This window comes from Deferribacter thermophilus (genome assembly GCF_049472675.1).
In the GTDB taxonomy this organism is placed as follows: domain Bacteria; phylum Chrysiogenota; class Deferribacteres; order Deferribacterales; family Deferribacteraceae; genus Deferribacter; species Deferribacter thermophilus.
Genome location: NZ_JAPNXM010000013.1, coordinates 19,788 through 35,037 on the forward strand (window position 1 = coordinate 19,788; position 15,250 = coordinate 35,037).

At 29.0% G+C, this 15,250-nt stretch carries 20 protein-coding genes and 1 tRNA gene; 9 read left to right on the top strand and 12 right to left on the bottom strand.

Annotated features, from left to right (window positions below):
• Nucleotides 1-42 precede the first annotated feature (42 nt).
• Genes OWM07_RS10040 through OWM07_RS10070 form a run of 7 tightly spaced genes read left to right on the top strand, consistent with a single transcriptional unit; the run spans nt 43 to nt 4,468 of the window.
• On the top strand, nt 43-597 hold the full coding sequence (locus OWM07_RS10040) for a pilus assembly FimT family protein (RefSeq protein ID WP_423303593.1): 555 nt from the start codon (nt 43-45) through the stop codon (nt 595-597).
• Nucleotides 578-916, top strand: a complete 339-nt coding sequence (locus tag OWM07_RS10045; RefSeq protein WP_423303594.1) for a prepilin-type N-terminal cleavage/methylation domain-containing protein — start codon at nt 578-580, stop codon at nt 914-916. The genes OWM07_RS10040 and OWM07_RS10045 overlap by 20 nt, the downstream gene beginning before the upstream one ends.
• On the top strand, nt 913-1,425 hold the full coding sequence (locus tag OWM07_RS10050) for a PilW family protein (protein ID WP_423303595.1): 513 nt from the start codon (nt 913-915) through the stop codon (nt 1,423-1,425). The genes OWM07_RS10045 and OWM07_RS10050 overlap by 4 nt, the downstream gene beginning before the upstream one ends.
• Complete coding sequence (locus OWM07_RS10055) at nt 1,418-2,332, top strand: type II secretion system minor pseudopilin (RefSeq protein ID WP_423303596.1); 915 nt, start codon at nt 1,418-1,420, stop codon at nt 2,330-2,332. Before OWM07_RS10050 ends, OWM07_RS10055 begins: the two co-directional genes overlap by 8 nt.
• The gene (locus OWM07_RS10060; protein WP_423303597.1) at nt 2,316-3,293 is read left to right on the top strand and encodes a hypothetical protein; all 978 of its coding nucleotides are present in this window, start codon (nt 2,316-2,318) and stop codon (nt 3,291-3,293) included. Before OWM07_RS10055 ends, OWM07_RS10060 begins: the two co-directional genes overlap by 17 nt.
• Nucleotides 3,294-3,761: a hypothetical protein gene (locus tag OWM07_RS10065; RefSeq protein WP_423303598.1), complete on the top strand. Its 468-nt coding sequence runs from the start codon at nt 3,294-3,296 to the stop codon at nt 3,759-3,761. It begins immediately after the preceding gene.
• The gene (locus OWM07_RS10070; RefSeq protein WP_423303599.1) at nt 3,758-4,468 is read left to right on the top strand and encodes a hypothetical protein; all 711 of its coding nucleotides are present in this window, start codon (nt 3,758-3,760) and stop codon (nt 4,466-4,468) included. Before OWM07_RS10065 ends, OWM07_RS10070 begins: the two co-directional genes overlap by 4 nt.
• A 69-nt stretch (nt 4,469-4,537) precedes the next feature.
• Here OWM07_RS10070 and OWM07_RS10075 read toward each other — a convergent pair whose 3' ends face one another.
• The 3 genes from OWM07_RS10075 to OWM07_RS10085 all read right to left on the bottom strand — a co-directional run bounded on the left by OWM07_RS10075 (nt 4,538) and on the right by OWM07_RS10085 (nt 7,587).
• Nucleotides 4,538-5,803: a hypothetical protein gene (locus tag OWM07_RS10075; protein WP_423303600.1), complete on the bottom strand. Its 1,266-nt coding sequence runs from the start codon at nt 5,801-5,803 to the stop codon at nt 4,538-4,540.
• 14 nt (nt 5,804-5,817) lie between these two features.
• The gene (locus OWM07_RS10080) at nt 5,818-6,927 is read right to left on the bottom strand and encodes an NADH:flavin oxidoreductase (protein WP_423303601.1); all 1,110 of its coding nucleotides are present in this window, start codon (nt 6,925-6,927) and stop codon (nt 5,818-5,820) included.
• A gap of 174 nt (nt 6,928-7,101) precedes the next feature.
• Complete coding sequence (locus OWM07_RS10085; RefSeq protein ID WP_423303602.1) at nt 7,102-7,587, bottom strand: DsrE family protein; 486 nt, start codon at nt 7,585-7,587, stop codon at nt 7,102-7,104.
• 295 nt (nt 7,588-7,882) lie between these two features.
• Here OWM07_RS10085 and OWM07_RS10090 point away from each other — a divergent pair, with 295 nt between their 5' ends.
• Nucleotides 7,883-8,596 (top strand): SDR family oxidoreductase, encoded by a 714-nt coding sequence (locus tag OWM07_RS10090; protein ID WP_423303603.1) that lies wholly within the window; start codon nt 7,883-7,885, stop codon nt 8,594-8,596.
• 23 nt (nt 8,597-8,619) lie between these two features.
• On the opposite strand, the gene OWM07_RS10095 is transcribed toward OWM07_RS10090, so the two are convergent.
• A complete protein-coding gene (locus OWM07_RS10095; RefSeq protein ID WP_423303604.1) occupies nt 8,620-9,234 on the bottom strand; it encodes a hypothetical protein in 615 nt (204 codons plus the stop codon).
• Between the two features lie 274 nt (nt 9,235-9,508).
• Here OWM07_RS10095 and OWM07_RS10100 point away from each other — a divergent pair, with 274 nt between their 5' ends.
• Entirely contained in the window at nt 9,509-9,871 is a 363-nt protein-coding gene (locus OWM07_RS10100; RefSeq protein WP_423303605.1) for a prepilin-type N-terminal cleavage/methylation domain-containing protein, read from the top strand.
• A gap of 219 nt (nt 9,872-10,090) precedes the next feature.
• Here the strand turns inward: OWM07_RS10100 and OWM07_RS10105 are convergent.
• The 8 genes from OWM07_RS10105 to lspA all read right to left on the bottom strand — a co-directional run bounded on the left by OWM07_RS10105 (nt 10,091) and on the right by lspA (nt 15,247).
• Nucleotides 10,091-10,164, bottom strand: a tRNA-Pro gene (locus OWM07_RS10105).
• An 11-nt stretch (nt 10,165-10,175) separates the two neighbouring features.
• Nucleotides 10,176-10,490 carry a MerR family transcriptional regulator gene (locus tag OWM07_RS10110; RefSeq protein WP_423303606.1) on the bottom strand — a complete coding sequence of 105 codons (315 nt, stop codon included), beginning with the start codon at nt 10,488-10,490 and terminating at the stop codon, nt 10,176-10,178.
• On the bottom strand, nt 10,483-10,758 hold the full coding sequence (locus tag OWM07_RS10115; protein ID WP_423303607.1) for an integration host factor subunit alpha: 276 nt from the start codon (nt 10,756-10,758) through the stop codon (nt 10,483-10,485). Before OWM07_RS10115 ends, OWM07_RS10110 begins: the two co-directional genes overlap by 8 nt.
• A 64-nt stretch (nt 10,759-10,822) precedes the next feature.
• Nucleotides 10,823-11,431, bottom strand: coding sequence for an L-threonylcarbamoyladenylate synthase (locus OWM07_RS10120; RefSeq protein WP_423303608.1), 609 nt, complete (start codon nt 11,429-11,431; stop codon nt 10,823-10,825).
• Nucleotides 11,432-11,932 (bottom strand): 5-(carboxyamino)imidazole ribonucleotide mutase, encoded by a 501-nt coding sequence (gene purE, locus OWM07_RS10125; RefSeq protein WP_423303638.1) that lies wholly within the window; start codon nt 11,930-11,932, stop codon nt 11,432-11,434. It lies immediately after the preceding gene.
• Nucleotides 11,926-13,209 carry a phosphoribosylamine--glycine ligase gene (purD, locus tag OWM07_RS10130; RefSeq protein ID WP_423303609.1) on the bottom strand — a complete coding sequence of 428 codons (1,284 nt, stop codon included), beginning with the start codon at nt 13,207-13,209 and terminating at the stop codon, nt 11,926-11,928. Before purD ends, purE begins: the two co-directional genes overlap by 7 nt.
• Before the next feature lie 12 nt (nt 13,210-13,221).
• A complete protein-coding gene (purH, locus tag OWM07_RS10135) occupies nt 13,222-14,769 on the bottom strand; it encodes a bifunctional phosphoribosylaminoimidazolecarboxamide formyltransferase/IMP cyclohydrolase (protein ID WP_423303610.1) in 1,548 nt (515 codons plus the stop codon).
• Nucleotides 14,753-15,247, bottom strand: a complete 495-nt coding sequence (lspA, locus tag OWM07_RS10140) for a signal peptidase II (protein ID WP_423303611.1) — start codon at nt 15,245-15,247, stop codon at nt 14,753-14,755. The genes purH and lspA overlap by 17 nt, the downstream gene beginning before the upstream one ends.
• Between the last annotated feature and the right edge of the window lie 3 nt (nt 15,248-15,250).

The following is a 15,250-nucleotide window of genomic DNA, read 5'->3' on the forward strand; positions in this document are numbered from 1 at the left end:
CACGTTGCTCAACTAATTAACATGTAGATAACTATTATAATTATGAGATTGTATCAGCAACTTTTGTTGCCTTGCAATTACATCAAAATGCAGTCATTGCGAGCGTTAGCGAAGCAATCTGGAGTTTTGAGCAGACACTACTGTGCCACACCACACACTAAACTTATGATTAATAAAAATTCAAAAATTAGAGCATTTACCTTTATTGAATTACTTATAATTATTGTAATATTTGGGCTTTCACTTATGTTTATTACTCCTAAGATTGCTGCAAGATTTTCTGGTCTAAGTCCAGTAGAAGCTGAAATAAATAACATTATAAACAAAGCTTTTTTAGATGCTCAAAAAACCAAAAAGCCCGTTTTTATAAAAGGGATAAAAGGGACAAATAAACTTTCTTTAGATAACAAAAGCTATGAAATAAAAGATGTTGAGTCATTTCAAACAGTAGAAATAAACGATGTAAATCAACCAGGATTAGATTTTTACATCGGTGTGTATCCAAAAGGGTTTGTAGATAGCTTTAAAATAGAAACAAATGACGGAATTATTAAATCTAATTCGTTAGGGTTAACATGTGAATTTTCGAAAAAATAAAGGCTTTACCCTACTTGAAGTTTTAATAGCTTTATCAATCGCAGCAATAAGCATAATAGGTATTTATTCTCTTACTAATAATTCTATTGATATATTAGATTCTTCACAGAGCAAATTATCATTATTGAATAAAACTTATGAATACATAATAATAAAAGATAAATATCCAAACACAACCTATTTTGAAAAATCACAAAACAGCGAAATAAATTTCAAGGATGAACTAAAAGGCTCAATATATGGATTTGTGGACGAACATATTTTGACAGCAGAAAATAAAGACTCAAAAATTTATATTCGATATTTTGTGAAAAAATGAAAAAAGGATTTACTTTAATAGAATTACTTGTCGCTTTTACAATCTCTATTTTTGTTATTATTACTGTATATTCACTAGTTTCATCTATTGTTGAGATAAAAGATTCATCTTCAAAAAAGATAGAGGAACTAAAAGAAAAAATTGGTATCCAAAAAATCATCAATCTCGATATTACAGCGCTAACAGATACAAAATTTGAAAAAAATGAAGGTTTTGAAACTAATAGCATTTCGTTTTACTCAATGAATTCGCTTTTTTTTAACTCTGGTGTTAAAGTAAAGATAACTTATTTATTTGATGATAATAACCTTTACAGAATAGAAGAAAATGAAAAAATAAGCTATAAAGAACAATTTGTATTATTACCAAATGTTGAAGATTTTAAAGTATTTAGCTTTGATGGTAATGATTACACAGAAAATTTTGATAAAGCACATATACTAAAGTTTTTTATAAAAACGAAAAACCGTAATTATGAAATCACAGCAGGAAATATGCTATATGAATAAAAAAGGGAGTGTACTGCTCATTGTATTGATTATAGTTACTGCAGCTTTGGCAATTTCATTAGGAATAAGTGAAAAAAATACCGACATATACTCAAAAGTGACAACTATGCAAAATCAATATCAAGCAGAAATTTATGCATATACAATAGCAAAAGCTGCAGCAGAAATAATCAAAGAGGATGACAATAAATACGACAGCTTAGAAGATGACTGGGCAAATAGTATCTCGTATCCCACTGATGAAGGCTTCATAGAGGTCAGTATAACCCCTTTAAATAAAAAAGTAGATCTAAATGCTTTTTCTTTAAACAATAAAATATTAAATGAAAGAATAATTAACTATTATAATGTTATAGCATCAGAAAATAATCTCAATACAAATATAATCTATCTAATAAAAGATTATGTAGATAACGACACAGAAATAACAAGCTACGGTAACGAAAACCAACCCGTAATAAAATTTGGAAGAGTTTTGTCAGTAAAAAATGATTTTTTAGATACACTTTATGAAATTAATTATACCACTGAGAATTTTGATAACAAAACATATGCTATATTAAAAAAATTTTTTACAGCTTCTTATGGGGAGAAAAAAATAAATATCAATTTTGCAACTGCTGATACAATAAAATACTTTTTACCAGAAATATCTGATTATGCCGATGCAATAGTCAAATACAGAGAATCAAAACCTTATAAAGATATTTCAGCAATTAGAAAAGCTGCAGAAATCCCAAACGATGTTTATCAAAAAATAATCCCATATATCACTGTTAAATCAAATCGATTTTATCTTAAAATTACTATTGATAACTTTGGCAACTTATTTTACTATCATGTATTAATTGATAGAAAAAAAGGGGTCTTACTATTTTTCGAAGGGGCAAATGAAGACTACTTCTGAAAATATTATTTATATCGATTCAAATGGAAATATTTTAGATAATGATTACAACTATATCGATATTGATAATTTAAGCAATATTAAAAATCTCTCTATTGTCATAGATGATTCATATTTTATATATGAAGTTGTAAAACCAAAATTTCCTAAAACAAGTAAAATAAAACTTTTAGCCAAAAACTATTTAAAAAGTATATATCCTGAAGAGTTGATAGAAAATTTATATATTTTAAATTTACCTGACAAATCAATTATAGTTATACCTTTGCAAAAATTCATCACATTACAGCAAAATTTTCAGAAATTATTTGATAAAGCAAAAAAAATAAGCACTCCTGCTCTAGAATGTCTAAATCAAGGGGAAAAAGCTGAAATCGAAACAGATAAATACATCATCAAAATTGATGATTCAATAGAGTATAAACAAAAAAATAACAATATACCTAAAGATGAAGAAATAAAAATAGAATCAGTTACATTAAATATATTCAAAGAAAACTCTTACCTTAAAAATTTTAAAGATTTATTACTCCCAATAGTTACTACAATTATTTGTTTCATATTGCTAAATATTGGATATTACTTTGACTTAAAAATATACAAAGAAAAATACCATTATATTAATAACAAACTTATAGGACTATACAAACAAGCTGGAGTGTATGGAGATTATGATCCTTACGGTAAATTACTTTATAAAGCTCAAAAAAACAGTAAACTCAATAACCAGAAGATTTTGCCAGTCCTTTACAAAATTACAAAATCATTTGGAAAAATTGGGACAATAGAGAGCCTATCTTATAAAGAAAATTCATTTTTTATAGATGGCACTACAAATGACTTTAAAGCTTTAGATAATATAAAAAATAATCTAAATAAGAGTTTCAATAAAGATATAAATATAATAAACACTAAATTAGAAGATAATAGAGTAATATTTACGCTAAAGGTGAATTTGTAAATGAAATTGAATGCTAACAAAGAAAAAATATATATCTTGATTATTATAATTGGCTTAATTTTTATCATTTATAATTTGAACATCTCATATTACAAAAACAAAACAGAACAATTAAAAAAAGAAACAGAGGTTCTCAAAGAAAAATATTCTAAGGTAGCAGGTTTAATTCAGCAAACAAAATCATCAAAAAATCTAAAAAAAGTAAACAAAAGTTTACTAGTCTTCATACAGGAAACAACTAATTCATTGAACTTATCAGACAAGATAAGCTCTTTAAAACCACAAACTACACAAAATAATATTGAAAGTGTTAGCTTAAGAATTGAGCAGTTAAATTTAAATGAAATTATTAAAGTGTCACAATATCTTGATCAATTTGAAAACATAAGCATTACAAAACTCAATATAAATAAAAGATTTGATGATAATACACTTGCAGACTTGACATTAGAAGTAGTAAAACAATGAAAAAATTTTTCTATTATACAGCTTTTTTTATAATTGTTTTATTGTTAAATCTTTATGTTCATTTTCCTTATCAAACAGTGGCTGATTATTACTTAAAGCAAACTATTAAAATTTACAATTTACCAATCAATTATAAAACTATAAAAGGAAATGCATTTAAAACAAAAATCTCGAATATATCAATCGATAATCTTGAAATAAAAGAAGTTATTATCCATCACAACCTTTTAAATTTAATAAAAAGAGAAATACCTTTCTTTGTAAGAGATGAAAAAATAAATATAAGAGGTGAAATAAATAAAAGTTTAATCAATTTCCAAGTATACTTAGAGCTTGAAAAATTAAGTAGATTGTTTAAAACAAAAATTCCTATTTCAGGAAAATTAACTGTTAAAGGTGCTTATAATTTTGAAAATAATAAACTAAACTCAACCGTTGATATTTCAAATTTAACTATTTCTATACAAAAAATTAATTATTCCTTTGATAAAATCACTACTGAAATAAAGAGCAGTAAAAACAGACTTGAAATAACAAAAGTCAATACGGCAGGTAAGAATAAAATTGATTTAAAAGGGTATATATTAATAAATCCTAAAAAATTAGAATTTAGCAGGTTAAATTTTAAAGGTAGCTTATCCCAAAACAGGTTAAAAATAAACTTTAGAATAACTGGAACCATTTCAAATCCACAAATAAGATTTTAAAAATATAAGTCATTTACTAATGCCAAAGTGTAAAGCTTTAGCGAGTAAGCAATCTTAAAATGTTATTTTTCATTTTGCTGTATCAACTTTTTTATCAAAGTAGTAATAAATATTATTTTCATCAATTTCTCTTTTTAACATCTTATATTTTTCATTTTCATTCACCACTTTTGCTATTTTTATAATAGGATTACCATTTTCATAAAACACACCGTATTTATAAGTAAGCTCTTTATCACACTTAGCTTTTTCTGGAAGTTTATCAATTGAGTATTTATTAGTATCAATAAACCTTTTATCCCCATCAATATCAAAAAGTATATATCCATTATCCGTTTTACACGCTTTTAACTTTGGTCTATTTAATAAAATCTCTTTAAAGTAAACTTTCTTACCTAAATTCGCATATTTCAGCATGTTTTTACTTTTAAAAAAATATATCTCATTATCACTCATTATCTTATCCACTGAATCACTTAACTTATCAAAAAAAGAGAATACTTTTTCATCATCAAAACAAAAGATAGGGTAATCACCTTTTTTTAAAGGATAACATATTTTGGAATAATTTAAATAATCTTCGTATTTAAGTTTATAATATTTTTTATTTTTCTCTAAAATGATATAATCATTTAAAAAATAAACTTTATCAGACTTTATCTTATCTGGTTTGCCAATTACTTTATTATCAACATCTACAACAACCAGCTCATTATCACTATTTAACAAATAAAGTTTTTTATTAAAAATTTTGCCTTGCTCTATTTTTTTAAATAGATAGCCAGATAAAATCTCTTTACCTGTTACATCTAAGACCCTGAAATGTCGATTTAAAAACAACAATATAAAAGAATTCTCAAAATTATACTGATAACTAGAAGTATCTATTTTTCCAATTTTACCGCATTGCCTTTTGTCATAAATATCAATCCTATTTTGATAGTTAAGATAAATATAATTACCAGAAACTCTGATTTCTTTTGCATTATCTTCAACTAAAAGTTCATAACAATTCTTAATATTTGTTTTTACAATACCATTCTTTAAAAGGAAAACCTCATCATTTGATATATAAAAATCCGTCACATTATCAGTAATCGTTTTTACAGTATATCTTCTTTTAAAATGAACCACTCCATTTAAAATAAAATCACTTTTTGGCATATTACTTTCAAACTTCAAAATGTTATCTTCATTTTCGTTTAAGTCATTAAAAATATTTACAACTTTTGTGTCAGTATTACTGTTTAACATACTTTTATTTTTAGTAGAGCATGACAACAAAAAAACGATTAAAATCAATACAAAGATATATCTAAAATTAAACTTTTTCATATTAATAACACTAATTATTTTTCTTTCTCAGCTAATCTTTTTTCCACGACACAATAAATACCGTCCTCTTTAATTCCAGGCATAAAACAGCCATTACAGGAAATACATTTTGATCTACTGGTATCGCCTGATTCCCATCTTTTTATCAAATTTATCTCTCTGATAAGTGGCCTTGATAGCGAAATAGCATCAGAAATATTTTCCTCAATCAATTTATTTGCTATTTCAAAACTTCTTATCCCTCCGACAACTGCAACGGGCACATTTACAAAATCTTTAATTTTTTTAGCCAGTTCTTTATGGTAAGCTTCCTTTGCTACATCATCGATTTTAGTTCTTGCTGGAGATTTATCCTTTGAAGCAGGTGAGCCACCTGATACCTCAATCGCATCAATCCCCCACTCTTCTAGCCACTTTGCTACAATCACAGCCTCTTCAATACTAAAACCTCCATCAATAAAATCATCACAATTTAGCTTTATCCATACTGGGTAGTCATTTCCAACCTTACTTCTTACATTTTCAAGCACCTCTTTTAAAAATCTTACCCTATTTTCAAGTGAACCACCATATTCATCAGTCCTTCTATTTGTAACTGGAGATAAAAACTGATTTATCAAATAACCATGAGCACCATGAAGCTGAACGCCATCAAAACCAGCCAGTTTTACTCTCTTAGCTGCATCTCCAAATGCCTCCACAACTCTTTTTATAACATCTTTTGTCATCTCTTTTGGTATTTCCGAAAAAGTAGGAAATTCTACTGCTGATGGTGCTATCGGCTGGCATCCAGAAGATTTTCTATTTGCTTGTCCACCTGCATGTACAATCTGGACAACAATTTTTCCACCCTTATTATGTACTCTTTCAACCATATTTTTCAAATCATCAATATTTTCATCATCATCAACACCCAGCATACCAGGAAGCTGAATCCCATCTTTACTCACATAAGAATAACCAGTGATAATCAATCCAACATTATTTTCAGCAAGCTCTTCATAAAGCTTGATTAATTTTTCAGTAGGTTTGCCATTCCTATCACACATCCCTTCCCATGTAGCAGATCTAATTATTCTATTTTTCATAGAAATTTTACCAAAAACACAGCTTTCTAAAATCATACCTTACCCTCCATGTATATAATTCTTTTATCCTAACTTTTACTTCAAGAGCGTGACAAAGTAATAATTTTCAAAATTCCAGATTGCTTCGCTAACGCTCGCAATGACAAAATTTGTGGTCATTGCGAGGCAACGAAAGTTGCCAAAGCAATCTCATAATTATATACATCATCCTCAATCCATAGGAACTAAAGCATAACCTTTATTTTGATAACCTATTAAAGAAATATACCCATTTTTTACCACTGTAACAAAATCCAAAATATCTTCTAAATCAACCCCTTTTAATTTAGCAGCAACAGCACACTGTTGAAGTACTACCGCCATATCTTTCAATATTAGTAACTGTTTTCTAATTTTTCTTTTATACTCTAAAAATTTTTTCGGTACATAATGATCACCTTTGGTGATATAATCTGTAGCACCACCTCTGAATGCAACAACTGCTTCATAATTCACACCACTCTTTTTAATTTGTATAAGAGTTTTCTCTATCAGTTTAAGTCTCAATAATAACAGTTTAGGTTTACCCACATTCACATCAAATATCACCTTTACATTTTTCAAGTTATCAAGTGAGCCACCATTAGTAATCTCTTTAGTAAATCCTATATTAAGAAATAGTAAAAATATTAAAATTACAAACATTAACTTTTTCATAACCACCCCTTAATTTATATTTTGAGAATGTTGTCCAAAAAGTACTTCTCCAGTAGATTGCTTCGCTAACGCTCGCAATGACAAAATTTGTGGTCATTGCGAGGCAGCGTAAGCTGCCGAAGCAATCTCAAAATAACAATAGTTTTCATAAACTTATACTATTTTACAACATTCTCTTTATTATTAAAACTACTTTTAAATTTAATACAAATTTAGCAAAATTCAAACATTAATCCATTGACAAAATAATGTAATAAACAATTTTAAAGAATGAAACTAAATAGGAGGAAAGGTTATGGGAAGAAAGGTATTGATTACTGGAGCAAGCAAAGGGATAGGATTGAGTTTAGCAAAACTACTACTTAAAAAAGGGGACACACTGGTTTTAACAGCTAGGACAATGGAAAATTCTCCTCATCTTAAAGAGTTGCTAGAAATTTCTAATAATTTTTACACAATTAACGCAGATTTATCAAAAGCTGAGGATATTGAAAAAGTTTACAACTTCACAAAAGAAAAATTAGGAAGTATTGATATTTTAGTTAATAATGCTGGCAGAGGTATCTATGCTCCATTAGGTACAGAAACAGCTAAATCAATAAAAGAAATTTTAGATTTAAATGTTTTTGCCCCCATTTATTTGACAAACCTTTTTGCAGAAGATTTAGTTGCAAACAAAGGGACTATTGTAAATATAGCTTCTGTTGCAGGTAGGAAAGGTTTTGCTGGGCTATCAACCTATTGTGCTTCAAAATGGGCTGTTGTAGGGTTTGCCGAAAGTGTAAGAGATGAACTACATTCAAAAGGTGTAAGAGTGATTACAATAGAACCAGGGCTTGTCGATACCGAATGGGGTGAAAATTTACCAGAACAGTTTATCAATTATAAAAAAACTGTCGATATGCTTACTCCAGATGATGTAGCAAATCTTATAGCTTATGCTATTGATGCTCCACCACATGTTTCTTTAAATGAAGTCTTAATTAGACCAACCAATCAACCTAGATAAAAAAAATGGGGGAAATCCCCCATTTACTTATCTTTCTTTTTTAAAGGGATCAATTTTAAATTTTTGAGATGATCTGTATTTATGCGAATCTGTTTTAAGATAGCATTTTTATCAGATTCTTTTTCTATATGTTTACCCTCTAGCAAATCATATCGGATTGCATTTGAAAGCTCAGATAAAATATCAAAGATTTCGTCAACATCTTTGCCAACTATTTTATTATCTTGTGAAGCATCATTAAAAATATCTATAAATTTCCCAAAAATACTCAGCACATCTTTTGATGCAATTGTTGCTAATTTTTGATTGATAAGCTTTAACTTTATTATATCATAATCTGTTAAATCCTGTTTCATAAAAACATCTTCTAAATATTTAAATAATTCGTTATAAATATCAGCTTTAAACTCAAATAATTTTAAATTTTCTTCTTTTAAAAGCTCAACCTCTGTCTGCTTGTTTAATAAAATAGCGGTAATCAGTATGGTAACAATTGTGCCTAAAAATACAGCAACTATTTCTTGGGAATAAGGAAAATCATTATTTAAATAGTAAAGTTCTCTTATTAGAAAATACGAAGAAATTGAAAGTATTATTGCTAAAATTGTTAATAACAGGTTTTTATCTTTCAATTTCATAATTTATATTTACCATTTAATTAATCATAAATCAATTAAATTACAGACATTTCTTTCTCAATACTAATCTTAAATCTTTTTCATTTTTTGACAATTTTGTCAACTTTTGACAATTTTTGTCAGCAACTATTATGCTTGAGCTAAAAAATATTTTGATGATATTAAAAAATAGCTAATAAACAAAGAATTGGAATTTTATTTTTAGCACCTTAATATTAAATTTTGGCATGTCACTTGCTTAAGAAATTACTGAAAACCTATTAAGGAGGTAAATATGAAGAAAACGAACAAAAAAGGTTTTACTTTAATTGAGTTGCTCGTAGTTGTAGCAATCATAGGTATCTTAGCTGCTATCGCTATCCCCCAATATGCTAAGTACAGAAAAAACGCAGCTGCAGCCAATGCAGAAGCAGGTTTTACTAATGCTATCAAAGAATTAATTGCTCAAGTCACAGATAATGAAAGTGCTGATAATATAACAAGAACTATTGGTTCCACCGATGTTACTTTCACTTATGATAAAACTAATGACAATGTTTCTGCAGATAAATCTCAAGTTACTGTAAACGGAATTACAGTAGACTGTACTATCTCCAATGCTAATGGACAAGTATCTGTAGATTGTATTCCACAATAAAAAAATTAAGGAGAGGAGAATAATTTCTCTCCTCTCTTCTTAATTAGATTTATAGTTTATTAAATTTTTTATTTATATATTTACATAATTACGATACAGGTATAGCTAGTTTTATGTAAACACACTAATTTTATCTAAGCTATTTTTCCTCTTATATTCCAATTTTATAAAATTCAACCATATAAGCTGGATCTAACTGATAGTTAAAGAAATAAGAAATCGGGGCGACTGGATTTGAACCAGCGACCACACGCGCCCCATGCGTGTGCGCTACCAGGCTGCGCCACGCCCCGTTTTGCAAGGTTTATTTTTTTAGCAAATTTAATATTTCTTGCAACTCTTTTTTGATATCTTCTTTATCAAATAAAATTTTATCCTTATCATTAGAAGAAAGGCGCTTTTTAGCGCCCTCTATCGTGAGCTTTTCATCATAAAGCAATGTCTTAATTTTCAATATCAAATCAATATGTTTTTTTGTGTATAATCTATGATTACTACCTATTTTAGATGGTTTTAATTGTTTAAACTCTTTTTCCCAAAACCTTAAAACAGAAGGCTTTAACCCAGTAATTTTGCAAACTTCACTGATCTTATAATACAGCTTATCTGGATTATGCATTAACCTCTTCTTTAAATAAGTTACTTGGTTTAAAAGAAACTACATATCTTGGAGGAATTACAACCTCTTCACCAGTTTTAGGGTTTCGCCCTACTCTTCTACCTCTAACTTTTACTTCAAAATTACCAAAACCAGAAACTTTTACACTATTACCATTTAAAATTTCTTCTCTCATGGTAGTAAAAACCATATCAACTACATTAGCAATATCCTTTTTTGTTATACCTAACTGATTATAAATTTTTTCAACGATGTCAGCTTTTGTCATAGGACACCTCCATATTTTAAGTTTAATCAAAAAGGTTTTATATGTCAATAAGTTTGATAAACTATTAGATTAATTCTTCAAAATTTATATTTTTCGGATTTCTTAAAACTTTAATATTTTTTAATTCAGAAATGTCAATAATTGTTGATGGAACATTTGAATTTGTATTTCCAGCTATAGCATATTTTAAATCTTTACTAAAAAAATTATAAATATCGCTTAAGTTAGTTAAACTTGATTCATCTGAAATATTTACACTTGTTGAAGTTATCGGTTGAGAAAATCTAATGGCTTCAGTAAGAACTTTCCTCGAGGGCATTCTAACTGCAATCTTTCCATTTTGAACCAAATATTCTGGTAATCTCTTATTAGCATAAAAAATAAATGTAAAAGGGCCTGGCCAAAACTTATGAATAATTTTTTCATGCTCATTTGTAAAAAACTTTCTGTCTATTAGTTCATAGAGTTGCTTTTCACTTCCTATTAAAGTTATAAAAGTCTTACCTTTATCCCTTTTTTTAATTTCATAAATTTTATTGTTTGCCTCTTCATTCAAATAACAAGCACCGATACCGTAAATGGTATCGGTGGGATAAATAAAAGGCTGATTACTTTTATCTGATAGATGAATTACCTTTATAAAATTTTCTACAGTTTCTTTAAATATTATCATTTAGTCACCCAATAGTTTTTGAACTTCTTCGTTATCCTTAATTACTTTATCTTTTATTTGTTGCCTATATTCTTTTAACTTTTTGTTAATCTCTGGATATTTTACTCCTAAAATCTGACATGCAAAAATTGCAGCATTTTTTGCACCAGCATTACCAATAGCCATAGTGGCAACAGGGATACCACCTGGCATTTGAACCATAGATAACAGTGCATCAATACCACCAAGAGATGTAGCTGCCACTGGCACAGCTATTACAGGTAGTGATGTCTCACTTGCAACCACACCAGCTAAATGAGCAGCTGCACCAGCTATAGCTATAATCACTTCAAGGCCTCTACTTTCTGCTGTTCTTGACCACTCACTTGTCCTTTCGGGTGTCCTGTGAGCACTTGATACAATTAATTCATAGTTAACACCGAAATCGTTTAAAACATCGATTACTGATTTTGCTACAGGAAAATCTGACTTGCTACCTATAATAATCCCTACTTTCATGATAACCTCCTCAATGCTTTTGCTCCAATATCTTTTCTATAGTGCATATCTTTAAAATTGATTTTTTCTACCGCTTTATAAACATTATCAATAGCTGTCTTTAAATCTTTGGCACGACATGTAACACCAAGTACTCTACCCCCATTTGTCAATATCTTACTATTTTCAAGTTTTGTACCAGCATGAAAGACTTTGATATTCTCTAATTTTTCAGCATCTTCAATCCCTGTTATTTCGTAACCTTTTTTATATGATTTTGGATAGCCTCCAGAGGCTAAAACAACACAAATAGTAGCATCTTCATACCACTCTACATTCACATCAGAAAGATTACCATCAATAGCGCTTAAAATGATTGGAACAATATCTGACTTCATTTTATATAAAACAGGTTGTGTTTCTGGATCACCAAAACGGCAGTTAAACTCCAATACTTTAGGCCCATCTTGAGTAATCATTAACCCTGCATAAATAATCCCTTTATAAACAATTCCTCTTCTATTTAACTCATTTATTAATGGCTTAGCAATATTTTCTGTAGTAAAGCTAAAAATTTCATCTGTAACCACAGGAGCTGGAGAGTAAGCTCCCATCCCTCCTGTATTTGGCCCCTCGTCATTGTCATATACAGGCTTGTGATCCTGACTTGAAACAAGAGGTAGTACATGTTTTCCATCTGTAAAAGCAAGATATGAAGCCTCTTCCCCTTCTAAAAATTCTTCAATTACTACTTTTTCACCTGATTTACCAAAAACTTTGTCTATAAATATCTCTTTTAAAGCTGAAATGGCTTCTTCTACAGTTTTTGCAACCGTTACCCCCTTTCCTGCTGCAAGTCCATCAGCCTTTACAACTATTGGAGCGCCCTTTTCTTCAATATATTTTTTTGCAGCATCAAATTCTGAAAACTCTTTATACTCGGCTGTAGGAATCCCTGCACTAAACATGATTTCTTTGGCAAATGCTTTACTTGCCTCAATCATTGCAGCTTCTTTCTTTGGGCCAAAAATCTTTAATCCATTCTTTTCAAATTCATCTACAATCCCTTTCGCAAGAGGATCTTCTGGCCCTACTACTGTTAAATCTATTTTTTCTTTTTTAGCAAATGTAATGAGCCCCTCAAAATCATTAGCATTTATATCTACATTATCACATTTCTCTTCTAAAGCTGTCCCAGCATTACCTGGAGCTACAAATACTTTTTCTACCAAATTACTTTGAGCTATCTTCCAGTTCAAAGCATGCTCTCTACCACCAGAACCAACAACCAATACTTTCATAAACCACCCCTTTTAATGTTTAAAATGTCTCATACCTGTAAAAATCATCGCAATATTATGCTCATTTGCTGCTTCTATTACTTCATTATCCCTTATTGAACCACCAGGCTGAATAATTGCTGTAATACCATTTTTTGCAGCTTCATCCACTGAATCTCTAAAAGGGAAAAATGCATCTGATGCCATAACACAGCCATTAAGCGATTTTCTAGCTTTCATCGCTGCAATAATACTTGAATCTACTCTACTCATTTGGCCTGCACCAATACCTATAGTTTGATTTTTGTTAGCATAAACTATTGCGTTTGATTTTACATGTTTTACAACTATCCAGGCAAACTTTAAAGCTTCAAGCTCTTCTTCTGTTGGTTTTCTTTTTGTAACAACTTTTAAACCATGCTCTTTATCAAAATTTTCCAAATCTCTATCCTGTAATAAAAACCCACCAACAACTTTCTTAACATCAAACTCATTATCTTTTATTTGATTTAAATCGCCAGTTTTTATCAATCTCAAATTTTTCTTTGTAGTCAAAATATCCAGTGCTTCCTTATCAAAATCTGGTGCAATAACAACTTCTAAAAATAGCTCTTTTAATTTTTCAGCTGTTTCTTTATTTAAAATTTTGTTAAAGGCAACAATCCCACCAAAAGCACTTACAGGGTCACATTCTAATGCAAAGTTATATGCATCAAGGAGATTATCAGCTATTCCTACTCCACAAGGGTTTGTATGTTTAATAATTACTGCTGCAGGTTTGTCAAACTCTTTAACGAGCTCCAATGCAGCATTTATATCAATAATATTGTTAAATGATAATTCTTTACCATGTAACTGCTTAGATGTAGAAACTGAAACCTCTTTTATCAAAGGTGATTTATAAAAAGCTGCTTTTTGATGAGGATTTTCACCATAACGCAAATCTTGAGCTTTTCTCATAGGTAATGAAATTTCATCTGGAAAATCTATTTTGCAAACCTTATTAAAATAATTAGAAATCAGTGCATCGTAAACTGCAGTGTGAGTAAAAGCTTTTCTTGCAAGATTTAATCTCATTTCATAGGTTATTCCACCATTTTTTATCTCATCAATGATTTTATTGTAGTCATTATTATCAACAACTATTGCGACATATTTATGGTTTTTGGCAGCACTCCTGACCATTGTAGGGCCGCCAATATCTATATTTTCTATAGCTTCATCAAATCTCACACCCTCTTTTGCAACAGTTTTCTCAAAAGGGTATAAATTTACAACAACTAAATCTATATGAACTAACCCCATTTCTTTCATAACAAGTTGATGGTTTTCGTTATCTCTAATATTCAGTATTCCAGCATGAACCTTTGGATGAAGAGTTTTTACCCTTCCATCTAAAATTTCTGGAAATCCTGTAAAATCAGAAATTTCCACAATATCAATACCATTTTCTTTTAAAAGTTTTGCTGTGCCACCAGTAGAAATGATTTCAATACCAAGATTTACAAGCTCCCTGGCAAATTCTACAATACCACTTTTTTCTGATACACTTATTAAAGCTCTTTTAGGAATTAAGTTCATTACCTTTTTCCCCCCTTTTATCAAATATTATATCCAATAGAAGAAAAAATATCCCTACACTAATTGCCGAATCAGCCACATTAAAAGCAGGCCAATGATAATTTCCAACATAAAAATCTAAAAAATCAACAACCTTTCCAATAAAAAGTCTATCTATAAAATTTCCAAAGGCTCCACCTAAAATTAATGCATAAGAAAGTTTCCTTAAAAAAGATTTATTTTCTTTTACAAAAAGATATATAACTATAAAAATAGCAATTATTGTAATTATAACAAAAAATATTTGTCTATAGCTTTCATTAAGTGTAGCCAAAAAGCCAAAAGCAGCTCCTGGATTGAGTATATAAGTTAGGTTAAAAAAACCTTTTATGATTGGCTTTACTTCATATTGTTCAAAATTTGTTTTTATAAGATACTTTGTATATTGGTCTAATATTATGATAATAAAAGTTAAAAAAAGTAACTTTTTATTTTTCATAAA

Excerpts from the sequence above, each read along its gene's own strand:
- OWM07_RS10040 (WP_423303593.1), top strand. The coding sequence starts at position 43 with ATGAGATTGTATCAGCAACTTTTGTTGCCTTGCAATTACATCAAAATG.
- OWM07_RS10050 (WP_423303595.1), top strand. The coding sequence starts at position 913 with ATGAAAAAAGGATTTACTTTAATAGAATTACTTGTCGCTTTTACAATC.
- OWM07_RS10055 (WP_423303596.1), top strand. The coding sequence starts at position 1,418 with ATGAATAAAAAAGGGAGTGTACTGCTCATTGTATTGATTATAGTTACT.
- OWM07_RS10060 (WP_423303597.1), top strand. The coding sequence starts at position 2,316 with ATGAAGACTACTTCTGAAAATATTATTTATATCGATTCAAATGGAAAT.
- OWM07_RS10065 (WP_423303598.1), top strand. The coding sequence starts at position 3,294 with ATGAAATTGAATGCTAACAAAGAAAAAATATATATCTTGATTATTATA.
- OWM07_RS10070 (WP_423303599.1), top strand. The coding sequence starts at position 3,758 with ATGAAAAAATTTTTCTATTATACAGCTTTTTTTATAATTGTTTTATTG.
- OWM07_RS10075 (WP_423303600.1), bottom strand. The coding sequence starts at position 5,803 with ATGAAAAAGTTTAATTTTAGATATATCTTTGTATTGATTTTAATCGTT.
- OWM07_RS10080 (WP_423303601.1), bottom strand. The coding sequence starts at position 6,927 with ATGATTTTAGAAAGCTGTGTTTTTGGTAAAATTTCTATGAAAAATAGA.
- OWM07_RS10085 (WP_423303602.1), bottom strand. The coding sequence starts at position 7,587 with ATGAAAAAGTTAATGTTTGTAATTTTAATATTTTTACTATTTCTTAAT.
- OWM07_RS10090 (WP_423303603.1), top strand. The coding sequence starts at position 7,883 with ATGGGAAGAAAGGTATTGATTACTGGAGCAAGCAAAGGGATAGGATTG.
- OWM07_RS10095 (WP_423303604.1), bottom strand. The coding sequence starts at position 9,234 with ATGAAATTGAAAGATAAAAACCTGTTATTAACAATTTTAGCAATAATA.
- OWM07_RS10100 (WP_423303605.1), top strand. The coding sequence starts at position 9,509 with ATGAAGAAAACGAACAAAAAAGGTTTTACTTTAATTGAGTTGCTCGTA.
- OWM07_RS10110 (WP_423303606.1), bottom strand. The coding sequence starts at position 10,490 with ATGCATAATCCAGATAAGCTGTATTATAAGATCAGTGAAGTTTGCAAA.
- OWM07_RS10115 (WP_423303607.1), bottom strand. The coding sequence starts at position 10,758 with ATGACAAAAGCTGACATCGTTGAAAAAATTTATAATCAGTTAGGTATA.
- OWM07_RS10120 (WP_423303608.1), bottom strand. The coding sequence starts at position 11,431 with ATGATAATATTTAAAGAAACTGTAGAAAATTTTATAAAGGTAATTCAT.
- purD (WP_423303609.1), bottom strand. The coding sequence starts at position 13,209 with ATGAAAGTATTGGTTGTTGGTTCTGGTGGTAGAGAGCATGCTTTGAAC.
- purH (WP_423303610.1), bottom strand. The coding sequence starts at position 14,769 with ATGAACTTAATTCCTAAAAGAGCTTTAATAAGTGTATCAGAAAAAAGT.
- lspA (WP_423303611.1), bottom strand. The coding sequence starts at position 15,247 with ATGAAAAATAAAAAGTTACTTTTTTTAACTTTTATTATCATAATATTA.